Here is a 26730-nt window from a genome sequence, read left to right as displayed (position 1 = left end):
CCGCACAAACAGAGCGCGCGCAGCGTAGCAACGACGCGCGCCGACGGAAAGAATTCAGGAATACATTAGCGAGAGCGTTATGCCCAAGCGGACAGACATCAAGAGCATCCTCATCATCGGCGCGGGTCCGATCATCATCGGCCAGGCGTGCGAGTTCGACTACTCGGGCGCGCAGGCATGCAAGGCGTTGCGTGAGGAAGGCTACAAGGTCATTCTCGTCAACAGCAATCCGGCGACGATCATGACCGACCCGAACACGGCCGACGTGACCTACATCGAGCCGATCACGTGGGAAGTGGTCGAGCGCATCATCGCGAAGGAGCGCCCGGACGCGATTCTGCCGACCATGGGCGGTCAGACCGCGCTGAACTGCGCGCTCGATCTGCATGCGCACGGCGTGCTGGACAAATACACGGTCGAGTTGATCGGCGCGTCGCCGGAAGCGATCGACAAGGCGGAAGACCGTCAGAAGTTCAAGGACGCGATGACGAAGATCGGCCTCGGTTCGGCCAAGTCGGGCACCGCGCATTCGATGGAAGAAGCGCTGCAGGTGCAGGCGAAAATCGCGGCGGAAACCGGCAGCGGCGGCTATCCGGTGGTGATCCGCCCGTCGTTCACGCTGGGCGGTTCGGGCGGCGGCATCGCCTACAACCGCGACGAATTCGAAGAGATCTGCAAGCGCGGTCTCGATCTGTCGCCCACTCGCGAATTGCTGATCGAAGAGTCGCTGCTCGGCTGGAAAGAGTACGAGATGGAAGTGGTCCGCGACAAGAAGGACAACTGCATCATCGTCTGCTCGATCGAAAACCTGGACCCGATGGGCATCCACACCGGCGACTCGATCACCGTCGCGCCGGCGCAAACGCTCACCGACAAGGAATATCAGGTGTTGCGTAACGCGTCGCTCGCGGTGCTGCGCGAAATCGGCGTCGATACCGGGGGCTCGAACGTGCAGTTCTCGATCAATCCGAAAGACGGCCGGATGATCGTGATCGAAATGAACCCGCGTGTGTCGCGTTCGTCGGCGTTGGCGTCGAAGGCCACCGGCTTCCCGATCGCGAAGGTCGCGGCGAAGCTCGCGGTCGGCTACACGCTCGACGAACTGAAGAACGAAATCACCGGCGGCCAGACGCCGGCGTCGTTCGAACCGACGATCGACTACGTCGTCACGAAGATCCCGCGTTTTGCGTTCGAGAAATTCCGCGAAGCCGATTCACGCCTCACCACGCAGATGAAGTCGGTCGGCGAAGTGATGGCGATCGGCCGCACCTTCCAGGAATCGTTCCAGAAGGCGCTGCGCGGTCTCGAAGTCGGCGTCGACGGCCTGGACGAAAAGACCGGCAACCGCGACGAGATCATCCGCGAGATCGGCGAAGCCGGTCCGGATCGCATCTGGTACGTCGGCGACGCGTTCCGCATCGGCATGAGCGCCGCGGAAATCTTCGAGGAGACCTCGATCGATCCGTGGTTCCTCGCGCAGATCGAACAGATCGTCCTGAAGGAAAAGGCGCTGACGGGCCGCACGCTCGCGAGCCTGTCGAAAGAAGAACTCAAGTATGTGAAGCAGAGCGGCTTCTCGGACCGGCGTCTCGCGAAGCTGCTCGGCGCGAAGCCGGCCGAAGTGCGTCAACGCCGGATCGAGTTGAACGTGCGTCCGGTGTACAAGCGCGTCGACACGTGCGCCGCCGAGTTCGCGACGAAAACCGCCTACATGTACTCGACCTACGAGGAAGAGTGCGAAGCGAACCCGACCAGCAACAAGAAGATCATGGTGCTGGGCGGCGGCCCGAACCGGATCGGCCAGGGCATCGAGTTCGACTACTGCTGCGTGCACGCGGCGCTCGCCATGCGCGAGGACGGCTATGAAACGATCATGGTCAACTGCAACCCCGAAACCGTTTCGACCGACTACGACACCTCCGATCGTCTCTATTTCGAATCGCTGACGCTCGAAGACGTGCTCGAAATCGTCGACAAGGAAAAGCCTGTCGGCGTGATCGTGCAATACGGCGGCCAAACGCCGCTGAAGCTCGCGCTCGATCTCGAGGCGAACGGCGTGCCGATCATCGGCACCTCGCCGGACATGATCGATGCCGCGGAAGACCGCGAGCGTTTCCAGAAGCTGCTGCAGGATCTCGGCCTGCGTCAGCCGCCGAATCGCACGGCGCGCGCCGAAGACGAAGCGCTCAAGCTCGCCGACGAAATCGGCTACCCGCTGGTGGTCCGTCCGTCGTACGTGCTGGGTGGCCGGGCGATGGAAATCGTCCACGAGCCGCGTGATCTCGAGCGCTACATGCGCGAGGCCGTGAAGGTGTCGAACGATTCGCCTGTGCTGCTCGACCGCTTCCTGAACGACGCGATCGAATGCGACGTCGATTGCATCTCCGACGGCGAGGCTGTGTTCATCGGCGGCGTGATGGAGCACATCGAGCAGGCGGGCGTGCACTCGGGCGACTCGGCTTGTTCGCTGCCGCCGTACTCGCTGTCGAAGGAAACCGTGGCCGAACTGAAGCGTCAGACGGGCGCGATGGCCAAGGCGCTGAACGTGATCGGCCTGATGAACGTGCAGTTCGCGATCCAGCAAGTGCCGCAAGCGGATGGTTCGAAAGAGGACGTGATCTACGTGCTCGAAGTGAATCCGCGTGCATCGCGCACGGTGCCGTACGTGTCGAAGGCAACCAGCCTGCCGCTCGCGAAGATCGCGGCGCGCGCGATGGTCGGCCAGAAGCTCGCCGAGCAAGGCGTGACGAAGGAAATCGATCCGCCGTACTTCAGCGTGAAGGAAGCGGTGTTCCCGTTCGTCAAGTTCCCGGCAGTCGATCCGGTGCTCGGACCGGAAATGCGCTCGACCGGTGAAGTGATGGGCGTGGGCCAGACGTTCGGCGAAGCGTTGTTCAAGTCGCAACTCGCGGCGGGTTCGCGTCTGCCGGAGTCGGGCACGGTGCTGTTGACCGTGATGGACGCCGACAAGCCCAAGGCCGTCGAAGTCGCGCGCATGCTGCACGAACTCGGCTATCCGATCGTCGCGACCAAGGGCACCGCTGCCGCGATCGAAGCGGCGGGCGTGCCGGTCAAGGTCGTCAACAAGGTGAAGGACGGCCGTCCGCACATTGTCGACATGATCAAGAACGGCGAGATCGCGCTGGTCTTCACGACCGTCGACGAGACCCGCGCGGCGATTGCCGATTCGCGTTCGATCCGCATGAGCGCGCAGGCGAACAAGGTCACGTACTACACGACCATGTCCGGCGCGCGGGCCGCGGTGGAAGGCTTGCGCTATTTGAAGGACCTGGAAGTCTATGATTTACAAGGACTCCACGCTCGCCTAAACTAAGGCTTCGAATACCTGTCCAAGACGTAAGTGCCGCGGTTAAGCGGCGTTTCGCAGGTGCCTCGGCCCGGGTCTCGCCCGGCGCTCTGGTCCGCGCGAAATGCACTTAACCGCGGTGATTTTTTTTACGGCCGTTTTTTAGCCTCTAGAGTTGTTTATGAGCACTATTCCATTGACGAAGCGCGGCGCAGACATGCTGCGCGATGAATTGCAGCGCCTGAAATCGGTTGAGCGTCCCGCAGTGATCAACTCGATCGCGGAGGCACGCGCCCAAGGCGATCTGTCGGAAAACGCGGAATACGACGCGGCGAAGGAAAAGCAGGGCTTCATCGAAGGCCGTATCGCCGAAATCGAATCGAAGCTGGCCGGCGCGCAGGTGATCGACCCGTCCAAGGTGGACGCGGACGGCCGCGTGGTGTTCGGCGCAACGGTGGAACTGGAAGACCTGGATTCCGGTGCGCCGGTCAAGTATCAGATCGTCGGCGACGACGAAGCGGACATCGACCACGGCCTGATCTCGATCAGCTCGCCGATCGCCCGCGCGCTGATCGGCAAATCGGAAGGCGACGTGGCATCGGTGCAGGCGCCGGGCGGCGTGCGCGAATACGAAATCATCGCGGTTAGCTACATTTGAGGGCGGCTCCGGTGTCCTTGATGCCGCATCGATTTTTCCGTCTGCTGACGGTGGTGTGGGTCGGTAGTCTGCTGACTATCGGCTATGCTGTCGCGCCGGTGCTGTTCACGTCGCTCGATCGCACGACGGCGGGCGCGGTGGCCGCGCAGTTGTTTCGCATCGAGGGCGTGCTGGGTGCGGTGTGCGGCATTTTGCTGCTCGTTCTCGCCAACGTATTGGTTCGCCGCGGCGGCGACGCGTATCGTCGTCTGCGCTGGCTGATCGCGGGCATGCTCGTGTGCGTGCTGGTGGGTTACTTCGCGTTGCAGCCGTTCATGAATGCAATGCGCGTGGCCGCGTTCGAAGCGGGTAGCGATGTCGGCCATTCGGCTTATGCGACGCGCTTTGGCATCCTGCATGGCGTGTCGAGCCTGTTCTATCTGGTCGAAAGCCTGTTGGGCGTGGCGCTGGTGTGGAAGCTGCCGGCGGGCGCCGGCGCAGTCATGGCTGAAGCAGATGGCGGCGGTGCCGCCGGGCGCGTAACGCGCTGATTATCGGTTCGCGCGCCGCGCAGTTTCGTGTTCGAGCAGCCCGGCAGGTCCGCCCAGGCATCAGCCCGAACGCGCAGTTCAAGCCGCGGTTCAAGAATTCGCCTCGCGCAATCAGCGTTAAAGCAAACCAGAGTGCGGACCTGGCCCGCACCTCCACCCTCATTCGCTTATTTCGACGACTGATGCGAGCGCTTCGCGCTGGTCTGGCGCTTCTTGGCCCGCTTGATGTTGCCGCCTTGCGTGACGCGTTCATTGCCGCGCACCACGACCGCTTTTGCCTTCGGCTTGCGCATCGGGATTTCGCTGGGCTTCACCACGGTTACCACGCGCGGTGCGCGACCCTTGCCCGGTTTGGCATCCGCGGCGGCTTCCCGGGCGCTCGGCAAGGTGCCGCGCCTGGTCTTCACCGCCGGTTGCGCGGTTTCAGGCTTCCAGATCACGAGCAGCTTGCCGATGTGCTGGATCGGCGCAGCGTTCAGCTTGTCGCAGATTTGTTCGTAAATCGCGATGCGTTCTTCGCGTTCGTCGCCGAACACGCGGATTTTGATCAGCTGATGGGCGTCAAGGTGCACCTTGATCTCGGCGAGCACAGCGTCGGTCAAGCCTTCGGCGCCGACGAGCACCACCGGTTTGAGCGCGTGTGCCTGGGAGCGCAATTCGGCGCGTTGGTCGGAAGAGACTTTGAGGGCTGGCATGGAAAGTGGGAGACTCGACTAAAATGGCGGCGCCTGCATTCCCGATCCACTCGCTCGATTAGCGGCGATTGGGTTTTCGATCGATCAGCAGGACGGCGCGTCAGAACAACAGAATCGCGGATGACCGCCAGTTTTGGCGGTGGCCGCGCGAAATTAACCGCGTATTATCCGCTAAAGCGCGACATGGCGCAGCAAGAGTTCAACGTTTAATGGCAAAAAACAAGTTCAACACGGCATGGCTGCATGACCATATCAACGACCCGTACGTGAAAATGGCGCAGCGGGAGGGCTATCGCGCCCGCGCCGCCTACAAGCTCAAGGAAATCGACGAACAGGACAAGCTGATCCGTCCGGGGCAGGTGATCGTCGACCTCGGCTCGGTGCCGGGCAGCTGGAGCCAGTACGCACGCAACAAGCTCGCGAAGGGCGCGCAGCGCGACGCCGAACGCGAGGGCGGCATCGACGGCACGATCATCGCGCTGGACATGCTGCCGATGGAGCCGATCGCCGACGTTCACTTCATCCAGGGTGACTTCCGCGAGGACTCGGTCCTCGGCCAACTGGAAGAATTAGTCGGAGAACGCCAGGTTGATCTTGTAATTTCGGATATGGCGCCCAACCTGTCGGGGGTGGCGGTGGCGGATGCCGCGCGAATCGAGCATTTGTGCGATCTCGCATTGGAGTTTTCGCAAAATCACCTGAAGCCGGATGGTGCCCTTTTAGTCAAATGCTTTCACGGCAGCGGTTACAGCCAGATTGTCGAAAAGTTCAAGCATCAGTTCAAGGTGGTGGCGGCCCGCAAGCCGAAGGCGTCGCGGGACAAGTCGTCAGAAACGTTTATTTTGGGTAAGCATCTCAAGCGGCCCGCGTAGGGCGCTGCAGGACGGATCCGCATCTGCCGATAAATAGTCTGCCGGCGCCGGAAATTGGCGCTGTAACAGCCGGTTACGCTATTTCTGTGGTAGTGAAACCTTATGGCAGGGGTCTGCGGACTGGATTAGAATGCTTTCGTGGTGCCGCAAGGCAAGTGTAGGCGCCCGTCTAAGTGAAGGAGTGGTGCTTTGAACAACAATATGTTTTCGAAGGCAGCAGTGTGGCTGGTTATCGCACTGGTGCTGTTTACGGTGTTCAAGCAGTTCGACAAGCCCCGTGTCCAGGAAGGCGTTTCCTATTCGCAGTTCATGGACGACGCGAAGAACGGCAAAGTCAAGAACGTCATTGTCCAGGGGCGGAACCTCACGGTCACTCCAGCAGACGGCCAGAAGTACCAGATCGTGTCGCCGGGCGACATCTGGATGGTCGGCGATCTGATGAAGTATGGCGTTCAGGTGAGCGGCAAGGCTGACGACGAACCTAATGCGCTGGTGTCGGCGCTGTACTACCTCGGGCCGACGATTCTGATCATCGGTTTCTGGTTCTACATGATGCGACAGATGCAGGGGGGCGGGAAAGGCGGTGCGTTCTCGTTCGGCAAATCCCGTGCGCGTCTGATCGACGAAAATAACAACGCGATCAATTTTACCGACGTCGCCGGTTGCGACGAAGCCAAGGAAGAAGTCTCCGAACTGGTCGATTTCCTGCGCGACCCGCAGAAGTTCCAGAAGCTGGGTGGGCGCATTCCGCGCGGCGTGCTGCTGGTCGGCCCGCCGGGAACCGGCAAGACGTTGCTCGCGCGCGCCATCGCCGGCGAGGCGAAGGTGCCGTTTTTCAGCATCTCGGGTTCGGACTTCGTTGAAATGTTCGTCGGCGTCGGCGCGGCTCGCGTGCGCGACATGTTCGAGCAGGCCAAGAAGCACGCGCCGTGTATCGTGTTCATCGACGAAATCGACGCGGTCGGCCGTCATCGCGGCGCCGGCATGGGCGGCGGTAACGACGAACGTGAGCAGACGCTGAACCAGATGCTGGTCGAGATGGACGGCTTCGAGGCGAACTCGGGCGTGATCGTGATCGCCGCAACGAACCGTTCGGACGTGCTCGACAAGGCGCTGCTGCGTCCGGGCCGTTTCGATCGTCAGGTGTATGTCGGTCTGCCGGACATCCGCGGCCGCGAACACATCATGAAGGTTCACCTGCGCAAGGTGCCGATCTCGAACGACGTCGATGCGGCGGTCATCGCTCGCGGCACGCCGGGCTTCTCGGGCGCCGATCTGGCGAACCTCGTGAACGAGGCGGCGCTGTTCGCGGCTCGCCGCGGCAAGCGCATCGTGGAGATGACGGACTTCGAGGACGCGAAGGACAAGATCTTCATGGGCCCGGAGCGCAAGTCGGCCGTGATCCGCGAGGAATCGAAGCGCGCCACCGCGTATCACGAGTCGGGCCATGCGGTGATCGCCAAGCTGTTGCCGAAGGCTGATCCGGTGCACAAGGTCACGATCATTCCGCGCGGCCGCGCCCTCGGTGTGACGTGGCAGTTGCCGGAGCACGACAACGAAACGTATTCGAAGGACTACCTGCTCGACCGTCTCGCGATCCTGTTCGGTGGCCGTGTCGCCGAGGAATTGTTCCTGAACCTGATCAGCACCGGCGCGTCGGACGACTTCAACAAGGCGACGCAAACCGCGCGCGCCATGGTGGCTCGCTTCGGCATGACGGACGCGCTGGGACCGATGGTCTACGTCGACGACGAAAACGACGCAACGCCGTTTGGCCGCGGGTTCACGCGTACCATTTCGGAAGCGACGCAACAAAAGGTCGACGCGGAAATTCGTCGCGTGCTTGACGAGCAGTACAACCTTGCGAAGCGCCTGCTGGAAGAGAACCGCGACAAGGTCGAAGCGATGACCGCCGCTCTGATGGAGTGGGAGACGATCGACGCCGATCAGATCAACGACATCATGGCCGGACGTCCGCCGCGTTCGCCGAAGAGTTCGCCGCCGCCGGCAAGCGACGCCTCGTCGGGCGGCAGCCCGGGCACCGAGGTCAAGCCGGGCAGCGCTACCGCGCCGGCCTGATAGGCGACCAGTAGAAAGTGCGGGCCGGTGTGTTTCACACCGGCCCGTTTTGCATTTATCCGTTTTATATGAAGCGCTGCCACGTGTCGAAAGTCGACTTTCTCTCTTTTCCCATTCCCGAGCCCCTTCAATGCGGCCGCTTCAAGCTGACCTTTGAACGCCCGTTGGTCATGGGCATCCTGAACGTCACGCCCGACTCCTTCTCCGACGGCGGCCAATACGTGATGCGCGGCGATGCGCTGCGCCAGGCTGAGCGCATGCTGCTCGACGGCGCGGACATCATCGACATCGGCGGTGAGTCCACGCGTCCCGGCGCGCCGCCGGTATCGCTCGACGAGGAACTGGAGCGCGTGATCCCACTCGTCGAACAGTTGCGCGGCGCGAATGTGCCGTTGTCGGTCGATACCTATAAGCCGGAAGTGATGCGCCAGGCTTTGAGCGCGGGCGCGGATCTCATCAACGACGTCTGGGGTTTCCGGATGCCCGGCGCGATCGAGGCGGTGCGCGATAGCGAATGCGGTTTGTGCGTGATGCACATGCTCGGCGAACCGCAGACCATGCAACGCGGCGAACCTGTTTATGTCGATGTGGTGAGCGAGGTCCGGCGGTTTCTGGAGGAACGGGTCGCGGCTCTCAAGCAGTCAGGCATCGCTCGTGCGCGCATCAGCGTCGATCCGGGTTTCGGTTTCGGCAAGGCGGTGCTCGAGCATAATTACGCGCTACTTGCGCATCTGCCGGATACGGCGCCCCGAGCAGAGCCGCCGTATCCGATTCTCGCGGGCATGTCGCGCAAGTCGATGATCGGTGCGGTGGTCGGGCGCCCGGCGCCCGAGCGCATCGCGGGCAGCGTCGCCGCGGCGGTGTGCGCGGCCGGGCGGGGCGCCGCGATTGTGCGCGTGCATGACGTCGCGCAAACAGTGGATGCATTGAAAGTATGGACGGCCATGCGCGACGCGGCGAATCACGGCCGCACGCGCGGCTGAACGCAAGGAAGGAGGAAAATAAAATATGGCACGTCGTTTTTTCGGCACGGACGGAATTCGGGGCAAGGTCGGCGAAGGGCCCATTACACCGGAGTTTGTTTTGCGGCTCGGCTATGCCGCCGGCAAAGTGCTGGCGGGCGCGGACCGCTGGGCGAGAACGGGCGCGAGGCCCACAGTGCTGATCGGCAAGGACACCCGCGTGTCGGGTTACATGCTCGAGGCCGCGCTCGAAGCGGGTTTTTCCGCGGCCGGTGTCGATGTGATGCTGGCCGGCCCGATGCCCACTCCGGGCATTGCGTATCTGACGCGTGCGCTGCGGCTCGCCGCGGGCGTGGTGATCAGCGCGTCGCACAATCCGTACTACGACAACGGCATCAAGTTTTTCTCCGCCGACGGCAACAAGCTGCCCGACGAAGTGGAAGCGCAAATCGAGGAGCAACTGGACCTGCCGCTCGCGTGCGCGGCTTCCGAGCAGCTCGGCAAGGCACGGCGTCTCGACGACGCGGCCGGTCGCTACATCGAGTTTTGCAAGAGCACGTTTCCGGCTGCGTTCGATCTGCGCGGCCTGAAGCTGGTGGTGGATTGCGCGCACGGCGCCGCGTATGACGTCGCGCCGCATGTCTTCCACGAACTCGGCGCCGACGTGATCCCGATCGGTGTCGCGCCGAATGGCTTCAACATCAACGACGGCGTCGGCGCGACCGCGCCCGACGCGCTGATGCGCGCGGTGCGAGCCAACCACGCGGATCTCGGCATCGCGCTCGACGGCGACGCCGACCGTCTGCAAGTCGTGGACGCCGCCGGCCGCCTGTATAACGGCGACGAACTGCTGTACGTGCTGGTCAAGGACCGCATCGCCACCGACGGCAACGTGGAAGGCGCGGTCGGCACCTTGATGACCAACATGGCTGTCGAAGTCGCGCTGCAAAAAGCCGGGGTGAAATTCGTGCGCGCGGCGGTGGGCGACCGCTACGTGCTGGAGCAGTTGCGTGAGCACGGCTGGCAACTCGGCGCCGAAGGCTCCGGCCATATTCTCTCGCTCGACCGCCATTCCACCGGCGACGGCATCGTCTCGGCGCTCCTCGTGCTGGCGGCCATGAAGCGCAGCGGCAAGACGCTCGCCGAGCTGCTCGACGGCGTCACGCTGTTTCCGCAGAAGCTGATCAACGTGCGGATGAAGCCTGGCGCCGACTGGAAGGGCAGCGACGCGATTCGCCGCGCCATCAGCACGGCCGAGGGCGCGCTGAATGGCCGTGGGCGCGTGCTGATCCGCGCCTCGGGCACCGAGCCCGTGCTGCGCGTGATGGTCGAAGCCGAAAAGGTCGACGACGCGCTGCTACATGCCGAATCGATCGCCGGCGCGGTCAAGGAAGCGACCGCCTGAACCACGGTTTCCTGCACGGCGGTGGGACGATGCTCGGATCGTCCCACCGCCCACCGCCACCTAAAAACTCCCCCCGCGCACACGCAAACGTTCGCGCCCCATCTTTTTCGCCTAATCTGTAGAGCGATGCAAAACCGGCGCTTTCACCGAACAAAACGCCTTTCACATCCGTAAACAGACTGTCACGCGAGTTTCACGGTCGGTCACGTTACTGTCACAAAGAGACCCTAAGCTTCGCGGTGTTCGTGTTACTCGCTCACACCGCTCACACCTTGGAGGTCTCATGAAATTGATGCAAACCGTGTTCGCTGGCGTCGCTGGCGCGCTTTTCGCGATCGCAGCGCAAGCCGCAGACATCACCGGCGCGGGCAGCACCTTCGCAGCACCGATTTACACGAAATGGGCCGACGCCTACCAGAAGTCCGGCGGCGGTAAGGTTAACTACCAGGGCATCGGTTCGTCGGGCGGCGTGAAGCAGATCGTCGCGAAGACCGTCGACTTCGCCGGTTCGGACGCTCCGCTGAAGGACGAAGAGCTCGCCAAGGAAGGCCTGTTCCAGTTCCCGACGGTGGTGGGCGGCGTGGTGCCGGTCGTCAACGTGCCGGGCGTGAAGCCGGCTGAACTGACGCTGTCGGGCGAAGTGCTCGGCGACATCTACCTGGGCAAGATCAAGAAGTGGAACGACCCGGCGATCGTCGCGCTGAACCCGAAGGTCAAGCTTCCGGATACCGACATCGCCGTGGTGCGCCGCGCCGACGGTTCGGGCACCAGCTTCATCTGGACGAACTATCTGTCGAAGGTCAACGCCGACTGGAAGTCGAAGGTCGGTGAAGGTTCGACGGTCAACTGGCCGACGGGCACGGGCGGCAAGGGCAACGACGGCGTCGCCGCCTTCGTGCAACGTCTGCCGGGCGCAATTGGCTATGTGGAATGGGCGTATGCCAAGCAGAACCACATGACGTATGTCGCACTGAAGAATTCGACGGGCACTGTCGTCGAGCCGAAGACGGAAACCTTCAAGGCAGCGGCAGCGGGCGCGGACTGGTCGAAGTCGTTCTACCAGATCCTGACGAACGAGCCGGGCAAGAACGCATGGCCGATCGTCGGCGCGACGTTCGTGCTGGTTCATACGACGCAGGAAAAGGCGCCGCAAGGCTCCGAAACGCTGAAGTTCTTCGACTGGGCATTCAAGAACGGCACGCAAGCCGCCAACGATCTGGACTACATCTCGCTGCCGGAGTCGGTGGTATCGGAAATCCGCACGCAGTGGAAGTCGAAGGTGAAGGACGCCGCGGGCAAGCCGCTCGCGGAGTAATTAAAGCGGTAGACAGTCGCATCGCGTAACACGTTGGCCGTCCTCGCGCGAGGACGGCCAACGGCATTGACCGGCAACATCGCCGCGCGACAAGTGTCGTACGGCAACTGGAAACAGATCCATCAGGCTCTCATGTCCGATATCCATTTAGCGTCCGGCTCGTCGCGTTCGACCCCGCCCGGCAGCGCGTCGCAGCAGAAAGCGCCCAGCCGCGCCGGCGATATCATCTTCGGCGGCCTCGCACGCCTTGCGGCCATCGTCACGTTGCTGCTGCTCGGCGGCATCATCGTCTCGCTGATCGTCGCCTCGTTGCCCTCGATCAAGCAGTTCGGCCTCGCCTTCCTGTGGACCGCCGAATGGGATCCACCCAGCAAGCAATTCGGCGCACTGGTGCCCATCTACGGCACGGTCGCGACCTCGCTCATTGCACTCATCATCGCGGTGCCGGTCAGCTTCGGCATCGCGCTTTTCCTCACCGAACTCGCGCCCGCGTGGCTGCGCCGGCCGCTCGGCATCGCAATCGAACTGCTCGCCGCGATTCCGTCGATCGTGTACGGCATGTGGGGCCTGCTGGTATTCGCGCCGATCTTCGCGACGTGGTTCGAGAAGCCGCTCGGCGCGGTGCTCGGCGGTATTCCGGTGGTGGGCGCGTTGTTTCAGGGCGCGCCGATCGGCATCGGTATTCTGTGCGCGGGTGTGATTCTCGCGATCATGATCATTCCGTACATCGCCTCGGTGATGCGCGACGTGTTCGAAGTGACGCCGGTGCTGCTGAAGGAATCGGCGTACGGCATCGGCTGCACGACATGGGAAGTGATGTGGAAGATCGTGCTGCCCTTCACCAAGAGCGGCGTGATCGGCGGGGTGATGCTCGGCCTCGGCCGCGCGCTCGGCGAGACGATGGCGGTCACCTTCGTGATCGGCAACACCAATCTGCTCGACAACGTCTCGCTGTTTTCGCCGGGCAACAGTATTACCTCGGCGCTCGCCAATGAATTCGCCGAAGCCGATCCTGGCCTGCATACGTCGGCGCTGATGGAACTCGGCCTGATCCTGTTCGTGATCACCTTCATCGTGCTGGCGATTTCGAAAATGATGCTGCTTCGCCTCGAGAAAGGGGAGGGCGCGAAATGAGCCAGTCCAGTTTGAACATGCCCGGCTCGAACGACGCGGTCGCGCTCGAAGCCATGCGCGTGCGCCTGCAGGGCCGCCGCCGCATGAAGAACGCCGTCGCGCTGACGCTGTCGCTCGCGGCGATGGCGTTCGGCTTGTTGTGGCTCGTGTGGATTCTCTATACGACGCTGCGCCTCGGCATCGGCGGTTTGTCGGTCGAACTGTTCACGCAATCGACGCCGCCGCCGAACACCGATGGCGGCGGGCTCGCCAATGCGATCGTCGGCAGCGTGATGCTGGTTGTGCTCGCGACCTTCGTCGGCACGCCGATCGGCATCCTGGCGGGCGTCTATCTTGCCGAATACGGGCAGAAAGGCTGGCTCGCCAGCGTCACGCGTTTCATCAACGACATTCTGTTGTCGGCGCCGTCGATCGTCGTGGGTCTGTTCGTCTACGCACTCGTGGTCGCGAAGATGGGCCACTTCAGCGGCTGGGCCGGCGTGTTCGCGCTCGCCTTGCTGCAGATTCCGATCGTGATCCGCACGACCGAAAACATGCTGAAGCTGGTGCCGAACGCGCTGCGTGAAGCCGCTTTCGCGCTCGGCACGCCGAAATGGAAGATGGTGCTGTCGATCACGCTGAAGGCGTCGGTCGCCGGTATCGTCACCGGCGTGCTGCTCGCGATTGCGCGCATCGCCGGCGAAACCGCGCCGCTGCTTTTCACGGCGCTGTCGAACCAGTTCTTCTCGCTCGACATGGGCCAGCCGGTCGCGAATCTGCCGGTCACGATCTACAAGTTTGCGATGAGCCCGTTCGCGCAGTGGCAATCACTCGCGTGGGCCGGCGTCTTCCTGATCACGCTCGCGGTGCTGGGATTGAACATCCTCGCGCGCACGATCTTCTCGAACAAGTAAGGGCGGAGTGTAATCCGATGAATATGGCAGAAACTCAACTCAATCCGATTTCGCGCCCGACCGCGCCCGCCGGTTTCGATCCCGCCCAGAGCGGTCAGGCTCAAGCTCAGTCGCGCCCGAAGATCGAGGTCAACGACCTCAACTTTTTCTACGGCAAGTATCACGCGCTGAAGAACATCAACCTGCGGATTCCCGAAGGCAAGGTGACCGCGTTCATCGGCCCGTCGGGTTGCGGCAAGTCGACCTTGTTGCGCACCTTCAACAAGATGTATGCGCTCTATCCGGAGCAACGCGCCGAAGGCGAGATCCTGATGGACGGCGAGAACCTGCTGACCTCCAAGCGCGATATCTCGCTGCTGCGCGCGCGGATCGGCATGGTGTTCCAGAAGCCGACGCCGTTCCCGATGTCGATCTACGACAACATCGCGTTCGGCGTGAAGATGTTCGAAACGCTGCCGCGCTCGGAGATGGACGACCGCGTGGAATGGGCGTTGACCAAGGCCGCGCTGTGGAACGAAGTGAAGGACAAGCTCGGCCAGAGCGGCTATGGGTTGTCGGGCGGTCAGCAGCAGCGTTTGTGCATCGCGCGCGGTATCGCGATCCGTCCCGAAGTGCTGTTGCTCGACGAACCGTGCTCCGCGCTGGACCCGATTTCGACGGGCCGTATCGAGGAACTGATCGCCGAACTGAAGAGCGATTACACGGTGGTGATCGTCACGCACAACATGCAACAGGCGGCCCGCTGTTCGGACTACACTGCCTATATGTACCTTGGCGAACTGATCGAGTTCGGCGACACCGAAAAGATCTTCATCAAGCCGGTCCGCAAGGAAACCGAGGATTACATCACTGGCCGCTTCGGCTAAGCCGCCGAGCACAATAACGGAGTACGACATGTCCGATAAACACCTGTCCAGCCAGTTCGACGCCGACCTGAATCTGGTTTCCTCGAAGGTGCTCGAAATGGGCGGCCTCGTCGAATCGCAGATCGTCAACGCCATGCGGGCGCTCAACGAATTCGATCTCGACATCGCCGAACAGGTGATCGCCGCCGAAGAGCGCCTGAACACGATGGAAATTGAAATCGACGAGGAGTGCAGCAACATCATCGCGCGCCGCCAGCCGGCCGCGCGCGACCTGCGCCTGTTGATCGCGATTTCCAAGACCATCACGAATCTCGAACGCGCCGGCGACGAAGCCGAAAAAATCGCCAAGCGCACCAAGCGGTTGATGGAAGACGGCGCGTCGCGCACCATCAATATCGCCGAGATCAAACTGTCGGGCGAAATGGCGGTGTCGATTCTGCGCCGCGCGCTGGACGCGTTCGCGCGTCTCGACACGGTGGCCGCCGCGCAGATCGTGCGCGACGACAAGGCGATCGACGAGGAATTCCGCGCGTTCGTTCGCAAGCTGATTTCGTACATGACCGAAGATCCGCGTTCGATTTCGGTGGGCCTCGATTTTCTGTTCATCGCCAAGGCGATCGAACGGATCGGCGACCACTCGAAGAACATCGCCGAATTCATCATCTACATCGTGAAGGGCACCGACGTGCGCCACAAGTCGCGCGACGCGCTCGAACGCGAAGCGCTCAGTTAATCCAGAGATAAGGACCAGAGGTGCCGATGCCCAGCAGCATTCTCGTCATTGAAGATGAGCCCGCCATTTCCGAACTGATTTCGGTGAATCTTCAACACGCCGGACACTGCCCGATTCGCGCGTACAACGCGGAGCAGGCGCAAAACCTGATCAGCGACGTGTTGCCCGATCTCGTCCTGCTCGACTGGATGCTGCCGGGCAAGTCCGGCATTGCGTTCGCGCGCGACCTACGCAGCAACGAGCGGACCAGGCACATTCCGATCATCATGCTGACCGCGCGTGGGGATGAGCAGGACAAGGTGCTCGGCCTCGAAATCGGCGCGGACGACTACGTCACCAAGCCGTTCTCGCCCAAGGAACTGATGGCGCGCATCAAGGCGGTGCTGCGCCGCCGCGCGCCGCAGCTTACCGAGGACGTGGTCGCGATCAACGGCCTGAAGCTCGATCCGGCGACGCATCGCGTGGCCGCGCATGCGGAAGGCAGCGAGATCAAGCTCGACCTCGGTCCGACCGAATTCCGTCTGCTGCACTTCTTCATGACGCATCCGGAGCGCGTGCATAGCCGCACGCAACTGCTCGATCAGGTGTGGGGCGATCATGTATTCGTCGAGGAACGCACGGTGGACGTGCACATCAAGCGCCTGCGCGCGGCGCTCAAGCCGGCCGGGTGCGATGCTATGATCGAGACGGTGCGCGGCAGCGGCTACCGGCTTGCGAAGAGCGCCTGAACTCGCCGCCCCGGCGCATACGTCCTTCCTCTCGATCGCTAGACCATGAACATCATCTGGGCGCGCTCCATCGTGTCGGTCGTGCTGCTGGCTGTTCTGTGCGTGGTGGTCGGCGCGCTCGTGAACGTCAAGGCGGCACTCGTCCTCGCGATCGTCTTGCTGCTCGCGCAGAGCTTCTTCAGCACTTTCCACAAGCAGCAGCTCTGGCGCCTGCTCGACGCGCCGGTTTACGGCGAGGTGCCGAGCGCCCCCGGCATCTGGGGCGAAATCTACTACCGTCTGCATAAGCTCGCGAAGCGCTGGCACGCTCAGGTGCGCCAGGTCGAGCAGCAGCATTCGCGTTTCATCCAGGCGATCCAGGCGTCGCCGAACGGTGTCGCGATGCTCGACGACCACGACCAGATCGAATGGTGCAACGCCATCTCCGAACTGCATTTCGGTCTCGACGCGAAGCGCGATCTGCGTCAGCACATCACGCATCTGGTGCGTCAGCCCGACTTCGTCCGCTACCTGAATTCGCATCGCTACGAAGAAATGCTGATCATGCGCGGCATGGGCGATAAGCGCCAGAACGTGCTGTCGGTGCAGGTGTTTCCCTACGGCGAAAACCGCAAGCTGGTGCTCTCGCAAGACATCACCGAACTGGAGCGCACCGACGCCATGCGGCGCGACTTCGTCGCCAACGTCTCGCATGAACTGAAGACGCCGCTCACGGTGCTCTCCGGTTTCCTCGAGACGATGCGCGAATTGCCGCTGAACGAAGCCGAACGCGGGCGTTATCTGGAACTGATGGAGCAGCAGGCCTCGCGCATGCGCCACATCGTCAATGATCTGCTGGTGCTCGCCAAGCTCGAGGGCGACAACAAGCCGCCGAGCGATCAGATGATCGACATGCGCGCGGTGCTGCGGCATCTGAAGCACGATGCGGAAAGCCTGTCGAGCGATCATCACAAGATCGCGTTCGAGGTGGACGAAGGCCTCACCGTGACCGGCGTGGAAACGGAAATCCTCAGCGCGCTCGGCAATCTCGTGACGAATGCGATTCGCTACACGCCGGACGGCGGCGCAATCAGGGTGAACTGGCAGGCGAGCGGCGGCGGCGCGGTGTTCTCCGTCACCGATAGCGGCTTGGGCATTCCGGCGGCGGACATTCCGCGGCTGACCGAGCGCTTCTATCGCGTCGATCGCAGCCGCTCACGCGACACGGGCGGCACGGGCCTGGGCCTCGCGATCGTCAAGCACGTGCTGCAACGGCACGATGCACAACTCGAAGTGAAGAGCGAGGAAGGCCGCGGCAGTACCTTCACCGTGCGCTTTCCGACATATCGCACGGCACGCCGGCAACCGGCGCCGGCTTGAGCGGCGCGCGCAGCGGCTGAAAAGACAAGCCCGCCTGGCAAGAACGCAAGGCGGGCTTTATATCGCGTGTGGCCCGCGTATGGCCGGTTCACGCTCACCGAAGCGAGCGCCACGACCGTCAGCTCACGGGCAGAACTTCCCCAGCAAACTCATCTGCGCATTGCGCGACGATTTTCCCGGCCGGCGACGCCGATAGTGACCGTCGCTTTGCATCAGCCACGCGGACTGGTTGTCGCCGAGAAACGCCGACAGACCTTCGGCGATCACACGCCGCTTCAGGCGCCGGTTGTTGATCGGAAACGCGACTTCGACACGACGGAAGAAATTGCGGTCCATCCAGTCGGCGCTCGACAGATAAACCTGTTCCTTGCCGCCGTCGTAGAAGTAATAGATACGATGATGTTCGAGAAAGCGCCCGACGATCGAGCGTACCGTGATGTTCTCCGACAGCCCCGGCACGCCCGGCTGCAACGAACACACGCCGCGCACGATCAGATCGATCTTCACGCCCGCCTGTGACGCTTCGTATAGCTCGGCAATCACGGTGGGTTCGAGCAGCGCGTTCATCTTCGCGACGATGCGCGCCTTGTTGCCGGCGCGCGCATGCTCGGCCTCGGCGCGAATCGATTCAACGAGTTTTGGATGCAGCGTGAACGGCGATTGCCACAGTTCGTGCAGCTTCAGTTCGCCGCCAATGCCGGTCAGTTGCTGGAACACGTGGTGCACGTCTTCGCAGATCTTCTGATCGGCGGTCATCAGGCCGAAGTCGGTATAAAGACGCGCGGTGCGCGGATGATAGTTGCCGGTGCCGAGGTGGACGTAGCGCTTCAACGTGGTCTTGCCGCCGGCCGACACGCGCCGCACGATCAGCATCATCTTCGCGTGGCACTTGTGGCCCACCACGCCATACACCACGTGCGCGCCCACCGCTTCGAGCTGCGCCGCCCAGTTGATATTGGTTTCCTCGTCGAAGCGAGCGAGCAGTTCGACCACCACCGTCACCTCCTTGCCGTTGCGCGCGGCTTGCATCAGCGCGTCCATGAGCGGCGAGTCGGTGCCGGTGCGATAGATGGTTTGCTTGATCGCCACCACGTTCGGATCTTTTGCCGCCTGCAACAGCAGTTCCAGCACCGGCTGAAAGCTCTCATACGGATGATGCAGCAGCACGTCGCCCTGATCGATCACGTCGAACAGGCTGGTGCTGTTGGCGATCTGCGGCGGAATCGAAGGGATGTGCGGCACGAACTTCAGGTCGGGCCGGTCCACCATCTCCGGCAATTGCATGAGCCGAACGAGATTGACGGGGCCGTCGGCGAAATAGCAATCCTTGGTGGTGAGGCTGCTCTCGTCGAGCAGGCGCCGCACGACGTGCGCGGGCGTTTCCGCCGACACTTCCAACCGCACCGCATTGCCCAGATGGCGCGCGGGCAATTCGCCCTGCAACGCGACGCGCAGATTGGTGATCTCGTCTTCGTCGACGAACAGTTCGCTATTGCGCGTGATGCGAAACTGATTGCAGCTTCGCACCACCAGGTTCGGAAACAGCTCGCCGACAAAGCGCTGCAACAGCGAACTGAGCAGCACGAAACCATGCGGATAGCCCGACAGTTCCTGCGGCATGCGTACGAGCCGCGGCAGTGCGCGCGGCGCTTGCACGATGCCCATCATCGCCTGGCGGCCGAACGCGTCCTTGCCTTCGAGTTCGACGACGAAGTTCAGGCTCTTGTTGAGCACACGCGGAAACGGGTGCGCGGGGTCGAGCCCGATCGGCGTGAGCACCGGCAGCAGTTCATTGAAGAAATAGTCGCGCGCCCATTCGGTCTGCGCTTCGTTCCATGCTTCGGTGCCGTGAAAGTAGATGCCTTCCGCTTCGAGCGCGGTCAGCACCGTATCGTGCAGCATGGTGTATTGACGATGCACGAGCTTCTGCGCGCGCTCGACCACGAGGTCGTAGACGTGCTGCAACGACATGCCGTCCGGCGACAACGCGCCGGGGTTGTCGCGCATCTGTTCCTGCAGTCCGGCCATGCGGACTTCGAAAAATTCGTCGAGATTGCTACTGGTGATGCAAATGAAGCGCAGGCGTTCGAGCAAAGGAACGGCGGGGTCGGCTGCTTGCGCCAACACACGCTCGTTGAAACCCAGAATGCCCAGTTCGCGATTCAATAACGGGTAGCGGATGGACATCGGCAGCGAGAATGGAGGATCAGGTAGAGACGCGAAAAGACGCTCGGAAATTCTCACAGTATGATGACAAGGTTATGACATTCTCGATGTTATAAATTCTACGCCGTATTCGCCGCGTGTCGTCAATATGACGCAGTGCATATGGGACCATGGGGCACCCCCATTGCTGCGAGGTGACATCGTGAGGCCCCGTACGCTTAGAATGGCGTCTTTGAACAGCGCGGCCGGCCACAAGACGCCCAAAGCGCCGGGTGAGCATCCGGTGTCTTCCGCATCCACCGCCGCCGCGCTCGCGCGCATGGAGTCCGCTTACCCGATGGTCAATACGCCACAACTCCTCGCCGCCGTCGACCTCGGCTCCAACAGCTTCCGTCTGATCGTGGGCCGGGTCGAGGAAACCGACGCGGGCAGCCAGATCTATCAGGTCGACGCATTGCGTGAGCCGGTGCGTCTTGCCGCCGGTTTATCGCGCGACAAGATGCTCGATCGCGCCTCGCAAGTGCGCGGCTGGGACGCGCTCAAGCGGTTCGGCGAGCGGCTGCGCGACTTTCATCCCGACCACGTTCGCGCGGTCGCCACCAATACGCTGCGCATCGCCAAGAACGCGGGCGAATTTCTCGGTGAGGCGCAAGCCGCGCTCGGCTTCCCGATCGAGGTGATCGCCGGGCGCGAGGAAGCCCGCCTGATCTATGCGGGCGCCGCGCACTCGGTGCCCGCCAGTGCCGGCAAGCGACTCGTGGTCGATATCGGCGGCGGCTCGACGGAATTCATCATCGGTTCGCATTACACGCCGATCAAGATGGAGAGCCTGTACATCGGCTGCGTGAGCCATAGCCGGACGTTCTTCCCGGCAGGCAATGTCGACGAATACACGATGCGCCAGGCCGAACTCGCCGCGGGCCGCGAAATCCAGATCATTTCCGCCGAATACAAGAAAACCGGTTGGGAGCAGGCGATCGGTTCGTCCGGCACCGCGCGCGCGTTGGCCGAACTGGTCGAGGCCAACGGCTTCAACGATCCGGGCGTCACCCACGGCATTTCGCGCGGCGGGCTGGAGCGGCTCAAGCGCGCGTTGATCAAGGCGGAGAACGTCAATCGTTTGAAGCTCGTCGCGTTGAAGAGCGATCGCGTGCCGGTGCTGGCCGGCGGCCTGTCGATCATGATCGCGGTGTTCGACGAACTCGGCGTCGATTACGTCGATACGACAGACGGCGCACTGCGTCTCGGCGTGCTGTATGACCTGCTGGGCCGTTCGCAGCACGAAGACATGCGCACGGTCACGGTGGAGGGCTTCATGCGCCGCTATGGCGTGGATCGTGCGCAGGCCGGGCGTATCGGCGAACTCGCGGTGCGCTTTTACGACCAGTTCGCGGAGCCGGACGAGGAGCGCCGGCTGGAAAACCGCATGTTCCTCGGTTGGGCGGCGGCGCTGCATGAAATCGGGCTATCGATTTCGCACAGCGCGTATCACAAGCATTCGGCCTATATCGCCAGCAACGCGGACATGCCGGGTTTTTCACGCACCGACCAGGCGCGGCTCGCCGCGCTCGTGCTCGGTCACGCGGGCAAGCTCGGCAAGCTCTCGCAAACGCGTGAAGTGGAATGGCCGCTGCTCTTCTGTCTGCGGCTCGCGGCGCTGTTGTGCCGTCGGCGTGCGGATGTCGGCTTGCCGAATATCGCGGTTGCGCAGGCCAACGGCGGCTATGAGGTGCGTCTGCCGAACGAATGGGTGGCGAACAATCCGCTGACCGATTACAGCCTGATCCAGGAAGCCGCGGAATGGGAGAAGGTTGGCATCCCGTATCGGGTGGTTTATACCGACGATTGAAGCGCGTCTCATCGTCGGTGAAAAGAGCAAAGCCCGGTCATTGCCGGGCTTTGCTTTTGAACATCGCTGCTGCTCAGCGCGGCATCGCATCGCCGAGGAAATGGCGGGCGTAACGCGCATTGATGTCGGACAGACGGAACAGCGTCAGGAAGTCCGCGGTGTTGAAGTCGGGATCCCATGCGGGCGCGCCGCAAATCTTCGCGCCCAGACGCAGATAACCCTTCACGAGCGGCGGCGGCGCGACATCGGCGCCCGTTTGCAATTCGTCCACGGGCAACGGCGTGTGCGGGAACGCGCGATATTCCGGCGCCGTCATGGCGCTATCGCGCAGCGAGCAATACAGATTCGCCGCGTAGTGGCCGCCGTCGACCATCGCGACGCTCGCGCAGCCGAGCATCGTTTCGTAGCCGTTGTGTTTCATGTACCCGGCGAGCCCGGCCCACAGCGACATGATCACCGAGCCGCTGCGATAGTCGGGATGCACGCATGAGCGGCCCACTTCGACCATCTTCGCGCGCAGGTGCGTGAGACGCGACACGTCGAATTCGCTTTCCGCATACAGGCGCCCGATGCGTGCCGCCTGGTGTGGCGGCAACGCGCGATACGTGCCGACCACTTTCAGCGTGTCGAGATCGCGCACCAGCAGATGATCGCAGTAGTTATCGAATGCATCGACGTCGAGACCTGCGGGGCCCGTCAGGCGCGCGCCCATTTCGTCGGCGAACACGCGGTAGCGCAGACGCTGCGCCTCGCGCAGCTCTTCATCCGTGCGGGCCCACGTGACTTGCAGGCGATGCTGGGCGGTGACCGTCTCTTCGGCGCGCGGCAGACGACGCAACTCGAAGATCGAAGCGAGGGGCAGGGTAGGCGTCGGCAGTTCTCGCATGGGGCGTCCTGGTCGAAAAAAGGGAGAATTCTTTTTTCGCCAATGTAGTAACGCCCGGTGACGCTCGCATGGCAAAGCCGTGACGATTGGATGACTGCCCGTCAGCATGCGGAGCTTGCGGCTCGCCATGCCGCGCTTTCGCGCGCGGGTTTTGCGCTGGCGGCACGCGTTGTTGCGCGGGCTTTGAACGCCGTGTTGCCTAGATCAGATCGGGACTGATCGCGGCGCGCAGCACGGCCTGTTCATCACCGTCGCGTTCACGGCTCGCGATCCACCATACGCCGGCTTTTTTCAGTGGCCAGCTTGCCTCGCTGTTGCCGACGAGCCGCGCGGCGACGTGGCCGAGCGTGGGTTGATGGCCGACCACCACCACCGTTTGCGCGATGCCCTTGGGCCAGCCGGCCGCCTCGAGCACGTCATTGGCGCTGGCGTTGGGCGCGAGTTCGCGCATCACGCGATACTGGTCGCTCAAGGTCTCCGCGGTTTGAATGGTGCGCACGGCCGGACTCGCGAGGACCACGGCGTCGTCGGGCAGCCGCGCGCGCAGCCATTTGGCGACGTTTTGCGCCTGCTTGCGGCCCCGGGTAGTGAGCGCCCGGGACAGATCGCTGGCGGCAAAGTCTTCGGCTTCGGCGTGACGCCAGAGAATCAGGTCCATGCATGTCTCCTTGATTCTGGTTGCTGGGGTTTGCTCCGGTTGGCGGCCAGGATGGCTGCGCGGGTTTTTGCCCGTTTTTCACTCACTGTCGCATGCGGCATTGTGAGTCCGCAAGTCGATGCCCTCATCGATTCCTAAGTGAAATGCGAAATGCGAAATGCGCGATAGCCCGATAGCAAATGCAACGCCCAAAAGCAAAAACCCGCGAAGCCGGAGGCGACGCGGGTTTCGTATTGCTTTTCGTGGTCGGAGCGAAAGGATTCGAACCTTCGACCCTCTGATCCCAAATCAGATGCGCTACCAGGCTGCGCTACGCTCCGACGAATCCGAGATTCTATCTGGCATTGGGTGCCAGAGTCAATCACGAATTGCGCCGGCGCGAAAAGGCAGCGCGCGGCCATGCTTCTATAGCCGCCCCATCACGAGCAATGCGATCACGATGATCAAGACGACGCCGATCACGCCGGTCGGCGCATAGCCCCAACCGCTGCTGTACGGCCAACTCGGCAATGCGCCAATCAGCAGAAGGATGAGCACGATAAGCAGTATGGTTCCGATGGTCATTCGAGTTCTCCTGTCCGGCCCTCAGAGGCTGGGCCACATGGTCTGATGGTCGGCGCATGCACGCCGGGACGATCGGCGCGCGGCATGCGCGCCTTCAGGTGTGAGTGAGCAAGGCACGTGCCTATCGGGGAACAAGGCGGGGAGGGCAAGCCGCCGGGCGTGTGGCTGCGCGTTGTGGGGCGACGGCGTTTTCATGCCACTGCAGGCAGGAAAAACTTGCGCGCACGGCGCCTGTATCCGGGGCGGTGTTTGATGGGCGACGGCGTGCATGCAAGGCATTGCAGCCGGGGCGGGCCGATAACGATCGTAGCCGGCGCGCGGTAGCCGCGGCGACCCGGTCGTCGTAGTGGTCGAAAGAATCGACGGGCGCAAGCGCCGCGCCGTCGGGTGCGGTTCCCGCTTGGCCTAGGAGTCGCTGCCGCGTTGTCAACCGAATCCACGAAAAGGCCGAACGAGCGCGAGTACCCTGTTCAGTGCCGGCGACGCATCCAGTGCGGCATATGCATGTGCTGATGGGTGACCCAGTGATGCAGCATGCCTTCGCCGTGGTGCTCGCGCTTGTATTCCCGCGATTCGAAAATCGACAGCGCCAGCAGCACGAGCAGACCTATTGCGAGCCCGACCAGACCTGCGATCGATTCAGCGTCCATGGCAGTCTCCTATGACGTGCGCCTGTGACATCAATAGTAGGTCACGCCCGGCGATTTGGGAGCCGAAGAGCGTTTGCCGCAATACGGGAAACCGAAATCCGTCGCGGTGTGTCCAGGCGTCTTTCAGGGATGTACCTCGCTTATCGCGGCGGCGAGGAATGTGCTTTGCGGGTAGACTCTCGGCGCCTGGTTGGAAGCGCGTCAGGTTTGCGCTTGCTGCCGCTACTTCATTCTGTTTCGAGAGAGATTGGTGTCCATGATTCGCGTCCCATTGGTTGTGCTGCTGCTGGTCGCTGGCCTCGCCGGCTGTGCGAACGGTCCCGGCCGTCACGGCGGTCCGCCGCCGCAAGATCCCGCCGACTATCACGGGGTGCCCACCGACAATCGGCCGCCCTCGATGGTGCCCGCGCCGGTCTCGCCTTGAGCGTCGACTGAAGATCAAAGCGAAAGCGCCGACGCGCGCGCGCTCACAGTTACGCATGCAGTTCGCACGGAGCGCGCGGGCTGCGGTCATTCCAGAGCCCGTCTCATGCGCGACATGCATGCGCCTGTTTCAAGCCATCACCGCGCCGCGGTCGGAATGCATGAGATCGCTGCGCGTCACGTCTTGGCGACAGGTGCAAGGCACCGCCTCGCGTCAGATTCGCGTTGCAACAAAGGCATGCCACGCGGACGCACAATCGACGGCTAGCCGTTCGCACCCGCCATGCCGCGCACGATGCCCGGCAGATAGCGCGCGAGCGTCACGCCCCGCGCGGCCATGAAGATCAGCATCGCGGCCCACAAACCGTGATTGCCGAAGAGCGCCAGCAACAGCCACGACGCCGCCACGAACACCGCGAACGACACCACCATCGACATCATCAGTTCACGCGTTCGCGTCGCGCCGATGAACACGCCGTCGAGCACGAAGCCCCACACCGACACCACGGGCGACAACGCGGCCCAAGGCAGATACGTTTCAGCGGCGGCGCGCACCGCGGCCTGATCGGTCAGTCGCTCGACGATCCATGCGCCCGCGCCCCAATACACGAGCGAGAAACCCAGCGCGCCGAGCGCGGACCACAGCGCCGTCACGCTAATGGCCTGTCTGAAGCCGTGCCGGTCGCGCGCCCCGATCGCCGCGCCGACGAGCGCTTCGGCGGCGTGCGCGAAGCCGTCGAGTCCGTAGGCCATGAAGGTTTGAAAATTCAGCAGCAGCGCGTTGGCGGCGAGGATGGCGTCGCCCTGGCTCGCGCCGAGATGCGCGAACCAGCCAAACGACAGAAGCAGGCACAGCGTGCGGACGAAGATGTCGCGATTGAGCACCACCAGACGCCTGAGCGCCGCCGCGTCGAGCAAGGCCGCGCGGTTCAGCGCGGGCAAACCGCGCGGCCGGCCGCGCCACAGCAGCGCGGCGCCGAGCACGAAGCCGAGCGCGTCGGCCGTGGCGGTCGCGGCGCCGATGCCGGCCACACCCCAGTCGAATCCATGCACATACAGCAGTACCGCCACAATGTTCACGCTGTTGATGAACACTTGCGAGAGCAGCGCGAGTCGCACTTGCTGCGTGCCGAGCAGCCAGCCGAGCACGACGTAATTGCCGAGCGCGAGCGGGGCCGCCCAGATGCGCGCGTGGCAGTAGATGCGCGCTTGATGCTGCACGGCCTCGCTGCCGCCGATCGCGCGCAACGTGTACTCGATCAGCGGCATTTGCAGCGCCAGCACCGCCGCGCCGATGGCGGCTGCGAGCAGCAGCGCGCGCACGACGTCGTTGCGCAGCCCGGCCTCGTCGCGCGCGCCATGCGCTTGCGCGACGAGGCCCGTGGTCCCCATGCGCAAAAAGCCGAAGCCCCAGAACACGAAGTTGAAAAAGACGCCGCCGAGCGCCACGCCGCCGAGATACGACGCGCCGTCGAAATGGCCGGCGACGGCGGTGTCGACCGCGCCGAGAATCGGCTGCGTCAGATTGGCGAGGACGATGGGAAACGCCAGCGTCAGCACCCGGCGATGCCAGTGCGCCGGCACTGCGGGCGTGGCCGTGCCCGTGCCGTCCCCCGAAGGGGCTTCCTTCGGGCCGTGCGCGGGTTCGCTCAACCGCGTTCCTGCACGCACACCCAAGGAGAGACGACCACCGCCCACAGATCGGGATCGCGCGCGGCGAAATCCGCGGCGGTCTCCGCCTGCACGCGTTCGACGAGGCCGGCGGACAGCCATTGCGTGACCTGCGTGGTGTCGTCGCTGGCGATGGCTTCGGCGACGCTGACCAGATCGAGGTCGCGTGCGACGCGCAGCAGCATGCCGCGCGCGAAAAAGCGTTCGAGTTCGGGCCAGCCGATCTTGGCGGTTTCGGCGAGCAGTTTCGCGTACAGCGGGCTGTGGGTGGCGTCGTTGGAAGTCATCGTTCGCGCGTTTTTGACGGGCCGTCACTATAAACCATTG

General features: G+C 63.1%; 24 protein-coding genes and 1 tRNA gene. 16 read left to right on the top strand and 9 right to left on the bottom strand.

Going from position 1 to position 26730, the window contains the following annotated elements; all coding sequences use genetic code 11:
• The first annotated feature begins 79 nt into the window (after positions 1-79).
• The 3 genes from carB to ACOCG7_RS25505 all read left to right on the top strand — a co-directional run bounded on the left by carB (position 80) and on the right by ACOCG7_RS25505 (position 4495).
• The gene (gene carB, locus ACOCG7_RS25515; RefSeq protein WP_083086615.1) at positions 80-3334 is read left to right on the top strand and encodes a carbamoyl-phosphate synthase large subunit; all 3255 of its coding nucleotides are present in this window, start codon (positions 80-82) and stop codon (positions 3332-3334) included.
• Positions 3335-3488: 154 nt separating this feature from the next.
• Positions 3489-3965 carry a transcription elongation factor GreA gene (gene greA, locus ACOCG7_RS25510; protein WP_073431187.1) on the top strand — a complete coding sequence of 159 codons (477 nt, stop codon included), beginning with the start codon at positions 3489-3491 and terminating at the stop codon, positions 3963-3965.
• 20 nt (positions 3966-3985) lie between these two features.
• Positions 3986-4495, top strand: coding sequence for a DUF4149 domain-containing protein (locus tag ACOCG7_RS25505; protein WP_073431188.1), 510 nt, complete (start codon positions 3986-3988; stop codon positions 4493-4495).
• A gap of 167 nt (positions 4496-4662) precedes the next feature.
• Here the strand turns inward: ACOCG7_RS25505 and ACOCG7_RS25500 are convergent, their stop codons facing one another.
• Positions 4663-5190, bottom strand: a complete 528-nt coding sequence (locus ACOCG7_RS25500) for a YhbY family RNA-binding protein (RefSeq protein ID WP_073431189.1) — start codon at positions 5188-5190, stop codon at positions 4663-4665.
• A gap of 209 nt (positions 5191-5399) precedes the next feature.
• Between ACOCG7_RS25500 and ACOCG7_RS25495 the strand changes: the two genes are divergently transcribed.
• The 11 genes from ACOCG7_RS25495 to phoR all read left to right on the top strand — a co-directional run bounded on the left by ACOCG7_RS25495 (position 5400) and on the right by phoR (position 17536).
• Complete coding sequence (locus tag ACOCG7_RS25495) at positions 5400-6062, top strand: RlmE family RNA methyltransferase (RefSeq protein WP_073431190.1); 663 nt, start codon at positions 5400-5402, stop codon at positions 6060-6062.
• 189 nt (positions 6063-6251) lie between these two features.
• Complete coding sequence (gene ftsH / locus ACOCG7_RS25490; RefSeq protein WP_073431191.1) at positions 6252-8141, top strand: ATP-dependent zinc metalloprotease FtsH; 1890 nt, start codon at positions 6252-6254, stop codon at positions 8139-8141.
• Between the two features lie 68 nt (positions 8142-8209).
• Entirely contained in the window at positions 8210-9124 is a 915-nt protein-coding gene (gene folP, locus ACOCG7_RS25485; RefSeq protein WP_416448066.1) for a dihydropteroate synthase, read from the top strand.
• Between the two features lie 25 nt (positions 9125-9149).
• On the top strand, positions 9150-10508 hold the full coding sequence (gene glmM / locus ACOCG7_RS25480) for a phosphoglucosamine mutase (protein WP_073431192.1): 1359 nt from the start codon (positions 9150-9152) through the stop codon (positions 10506-10508).
• A gap of 283 nt (positions 10509-10791) precedes the next feature.
• Entirely contained in the window at positions 10792-11823 is a 1032-nt protein-coding gene (gene pstS / locus ACOCG7_RS25475) for a phosphate ABC transporter substrate-binding protein PstS (RefSeq protein WP_073431193.1), read from the top strand.
• A 132-nt stretch (positions 11824-11955) separates the two neighbouring features.
• Positions 11956-12957 carry a phosphate ABC transporter permease PstC gene (gene pstC / locus ACOCG7_RS25470; RefSeq protein ID WP_073431228.1) on the top strand — a complete coding sequence of 334 codons (1002 nt, stop codon included), beginning with the start codon at positions 11956-11958 and terminating at the stop codon, positions 12955-12957.
• Entirely contained in the window at positions 12954-13850 is an 897-nt protein-coding gene (gene pstA / locus ACOCG7_RS25465; protein WP_073431194.1) for a phosphate ABC transporter permease PstA, read from the top strand. The genes pstC and pstA overlap by 4 nt, the downstream gene beginning before the upstream one ends.
• Positions 13851-13867: 17 nt before the next feature.
• Positions 13868-14716 carry a phosphate ABC transporter ATP-binding protein PstB gene (gene pstB, locus ACOCG7_RS25460; protein ID WP_073431195.1) on the top strand — a complete coding sequence of 283 codons (849 nt, stop codon included), beginning with the start codon at positions 13868-13870 and terminating at the stop codon, positions 14714-14716.
• 28 nt (positions 14717-14744) lie between these two features.
• Positions 14745-15449 carry a phosphate signaling complex protein PhoU gene (gene phoU, locus ACOCG7_RS25455; RefSeq protein WP_073431196.1) on the top strand — a complete coding sequence of 235 codons (705 nt, stop codon included), beginning with the start codon at positions 14745-14747 and terminating at the stop codon, positions 15447-15449.
• A gap of 26 nt (positions 15450-15475) precedes the next feature.
• On the top strand, positions 15476-16177 hold the full coding sequence (phoB, locus tag ACOCG7_RS25450; protein WP_073431197.1) for a phosphate regulon transcriptional regulator PhoB: 702 nt from the start codon (positions 15476-15478) through the stop codon (positions 16175-16177).
• Between the two features lie 45 nt (positions 16178-16222).
• Positions 16223-17536, top strand: coding sequence for a phosphate regulon sensor histidine kinase PhoR (gene phoR, locus ACOCG7_RS25445; RefSeq protein ID WP_083086617.1), 1314 nt, complete (start codon positions 16223-16225; stop codon positions 17534-17536).
• Between the two features lie 123 nt (positions 17537-17659).
• Here phoR and ppk1 read toward each other — a convergent pair whose 3' ends face one another.
• Entirely contained in the window at positions 17660-19723 is a 2064-nt protein-coding gene (gene ppk1 / locus ACOCG7_RS25440) for a polyphosphate kinase 1 (protein ID WP_083086618.1), read from the bottom strand.
• Between the two features lie 202 nt (positions 19724-19925).
• Here ppk1 and ppx point away from each other — a divergent pair, with 202 nt between their 5' ends.
• Positions 19926-21551, top strand: a complete 1626-nt coding sequence (gene ppx / locus ACOCG7_RS25435; RefSeq protein WP_073431200.1) for an exopolyphosphatase — start codon at positions 19926-19928, stop codon at positions 21549-21551.
• Positions 21552-21624: 73 nt separating this feature from the next.
• Here the strand turns inward: ppx and ACOCG7_RS25430 are convergent, their stop codons facing one another.
• The 5 genes from ACOCG7_RS25430 to ACOCG7_RS25410 form a co-directional block, all read right to left on the bottom strand.
• The gene (locus ACOCG7_RS25430) at positions 21625-22437 is read right to left on the bottom strand and encodes a GNAT family N-acetyltransferase (protein WP_083086620.1); all 813 of its coding nucleotides are present in this window, start codon (positions 22435-22437) and stop codon (positions 21625-21627) included.
• A gap of 199 nt (positions 22438-22636) precedes the next feature.
• Entirely contained in the window at positions 22637-23095 is a 459-nt protein-coding gene (sixA, locus tag ACOCG7_RS25425; RefSeq protein ID WP_083086622.1) for a phosphohistidine phosphatase SixA, read from the bottom strand.
• 243 nt (positions 23096-23338) lie between these two features.
• Positions 23339-23415 (bottom strand) — tRNA-Pro (locus ACOCG7_RS25420).
• An 85-nt stretch (positions 23416-23500) separates the two neighbouring features.
• Positions 23501-23659, bottom strand: coding sequence for a DUF3309 family protein (locus tag ACOCG7_RS25415; protein WP_073431203.1), 159 nt, complete (start codon positions 23657-23659; stop codon positions 23501-23503).
• 470 nt (positions 23660-24129) lie between these two features.
• On the bottom strand, positions 24130-24309 hold the full coding sequence (locus tag ACOCG7_RS25410) for a hypothetical protein (RefSeq protein WP_073431204.1): 180 nt from the start codon (positions 24307-24309) through the stop codon (positions 24130-24132).
• 256 nt (positions 24310-24565) lie between these two features.
• Here ACOCG7_RS25410 and ACOCG7_RS25405 point away from each other — a divergent pair, with 256 nt between their 5' ends.
• Positions 24566-24733, top strand: a complete 168-nt coding sequence (locus tag ACOCG7_RS25405; RefSeq protein WP_208645219.1) for a hypothetical protein — start codon at positions 24566-24568, stop codon at positions 24731-24733.
• Positions 24734-24996: 263 nt separating this feature from the next.
• Here the strand turns inward: ACOCG7_RS25405 and ACOCG7_RS25400 are convergent, their stop codons facing one another.
• The gene (locus ACOCG7_RS25400; protein ID WP_227470958.1) at positions 24997-26316 is read right to left on the bottom strand and encodes an MATE family efflux transporter; all 1320 of its coding nucleotides are present in this window, start codon (positions 26314-26316) and stop codon (positions 24997-24999) included.
• 65 nt (positions 26317-26381) lie between these two features.
• Positions 26382-26690, bottom strand: coding sequence for a DUF2288 domain-containing protein (locus ACOCG7_RS25395; protein WP_073431205.1), 309 nt, complete (start codon positions 26688-26690; stop codon positions 26382-26384).
• Positions 26691-26730: the final 40 nt, after the last annotated feature.

Source organism: Paraburkholderia sp. DD10, assembly GCF_049177125.1.
Classification (GTDB): Bacteria; Pseudomonadota; Gammaproteobacteria; order Burkholderiales; family Burkholderiaceae; genus Paraburkholderia; species Paraburkholderia terricola.
The sequence above is the reverse complement of the archived record's forward strand: the minus strand, read 5'-3'. Positions and strand labels throughout refer to the sequence as shown.

Coding starts and splice junctions, on each gene's coding strand:
- pstA (WP_073431194.1), top strand. CDS start 12,954: ATGAGCCAGTCCAGTTTGAACATGCCCGGCTCGAACGACGCGGTCGCG.
- greA (WP_073431187.1), top strand. CDS start 3,489: ATGAGCACTATTCCATTGACGAAGCGCGGCGCAGACATGCTGCGCGAT.
- phoR (WP_083086617.1), top strand. CDS start 16,223: ATGAACATCATCTGGGCGCGCTCCATCGTGTCGGTCGTGCTGCTGGCT.
- ppk1 (WP_083086618.1), bottom strand. CDS start 19,723: ATGTCCATCCGCTACCCGTTATTGAATCGCGAACTGGGCATTCTGGGT.
- sixA (WP_083086622.1), bottom strand. CDS start 23,095: ATGGACCTGATTCTCTGGCGTCACGCCGAAGCCGAAGACTTTGCCGCC.
- phoB (WP_073431197.1), top strand. CDS start 15,476: ATGCCCAGCAGCATTCTCGTCATTGAAGATGAGCCCGCCATTTCCGAA.
- glmM (WP_073431192.1), top strand. CDS start 9,150: ATGGCACGTCGTTTTTTCGGCACGGACGGAATTCGGGGCAAGGTCGGC.
- ACOCG7_RS25410 (WP_073431204.1), bottom strand. CDS start 24,309: ATGGACGCTGAATCGATCGCAGGTCTGGTCGGGCTCGCAATAGGTCTG.
- pstC (WP_073431228.1), top strand. CDS start 11,956: ATGTCCGATATCCATTTAGCGTCCGGCTCGTCGCGTTCGACCCCGCCC.
- pstB (WP_073431195.1), top strand. CDS start 13,868: ATGAATATGGCAGAAACTCAACTCAATCCGATTTCGCGCCCGACCGCG.
- ACOCG7_RS25415 (WP_073431203.1), bottom strand. CDS start 23,659: ATGACCATCGGAACCATACTGCTTATCGTGCTCATCCTTCTGCTGATT.
- ACOCG7_RS25430 (WP_083086620.1), bottom strand. CDS start 22,437: ATGCGAGAACTGCCGACGCCTACCCTGCCCCTCGCTTCGATCTTCGAG.
- folP (WP_416448066.1), top strand. CDS start 8,210: ATGAAGCGCTGCCACGTGTCGAAAGTCGACTTTCTCTCTTTTCCCATT.
- ACOCG7_RS25505 (WP_073431188.1), top strand. CDS start 3,986: ATGCCGCATCGATTTTTCCGTCTGCTGACGGTGGTGTGGGTCGGTAGT.
- ACOCG7_RS25500 (WP_073431189.1), bottom strand. CDS start 5,190: ATGCCAGCCCTCAAAGTCTCTTCCGACCAACGCGCCGAATTGCGCTCC.
- pstS (WP_073431193.1), top strand. CDS start 10,792: ATGAAATTGATGCAAACCGTGTTCGCTGGCGTCGCTGGCGCGCTTTTC.
- ACOCG7_RS25405 (WP_208645219.1), top strand. CDS start 24,566: ATGATTCGCGTCCCATTGGTTGTGCTGCTGCTGGTCGCTGGCCTCGCC.
- carB (WP_083086615.1), top strand. CDS start 80: ATGCCCAAGCGGACAGACATCAAGAGCATCCTCATCATCGGCGCGGGT.
- ACOCG7_RS25395 (WP_073431205.1), bottom strand. CDS start 26,690: ATGACTTCCAACGACGCCACCCACAGCCCGCTGTACGCGAAACTGCTC.
- ppx (WP_073431200.1), top strand. CDS start 19,926: ATGGCGTCTTTGAACAGCGCGGCCGGCCACAAGACGCCCAAAGCGCCG.
- phoU (WP_073431196.1), top strand. CDS start 14,745: ATGTCCGATAAACACCTGTCCAGCCAGTTCGACGCCGACCTGAATCTG.
- ACOCG7_RS25495 (WP_073431190.1), top strand. CDS start 5,400: ATGGCAAAAAACAAGTTCAACACGGCATGGCTGCATGACCATATCAAC.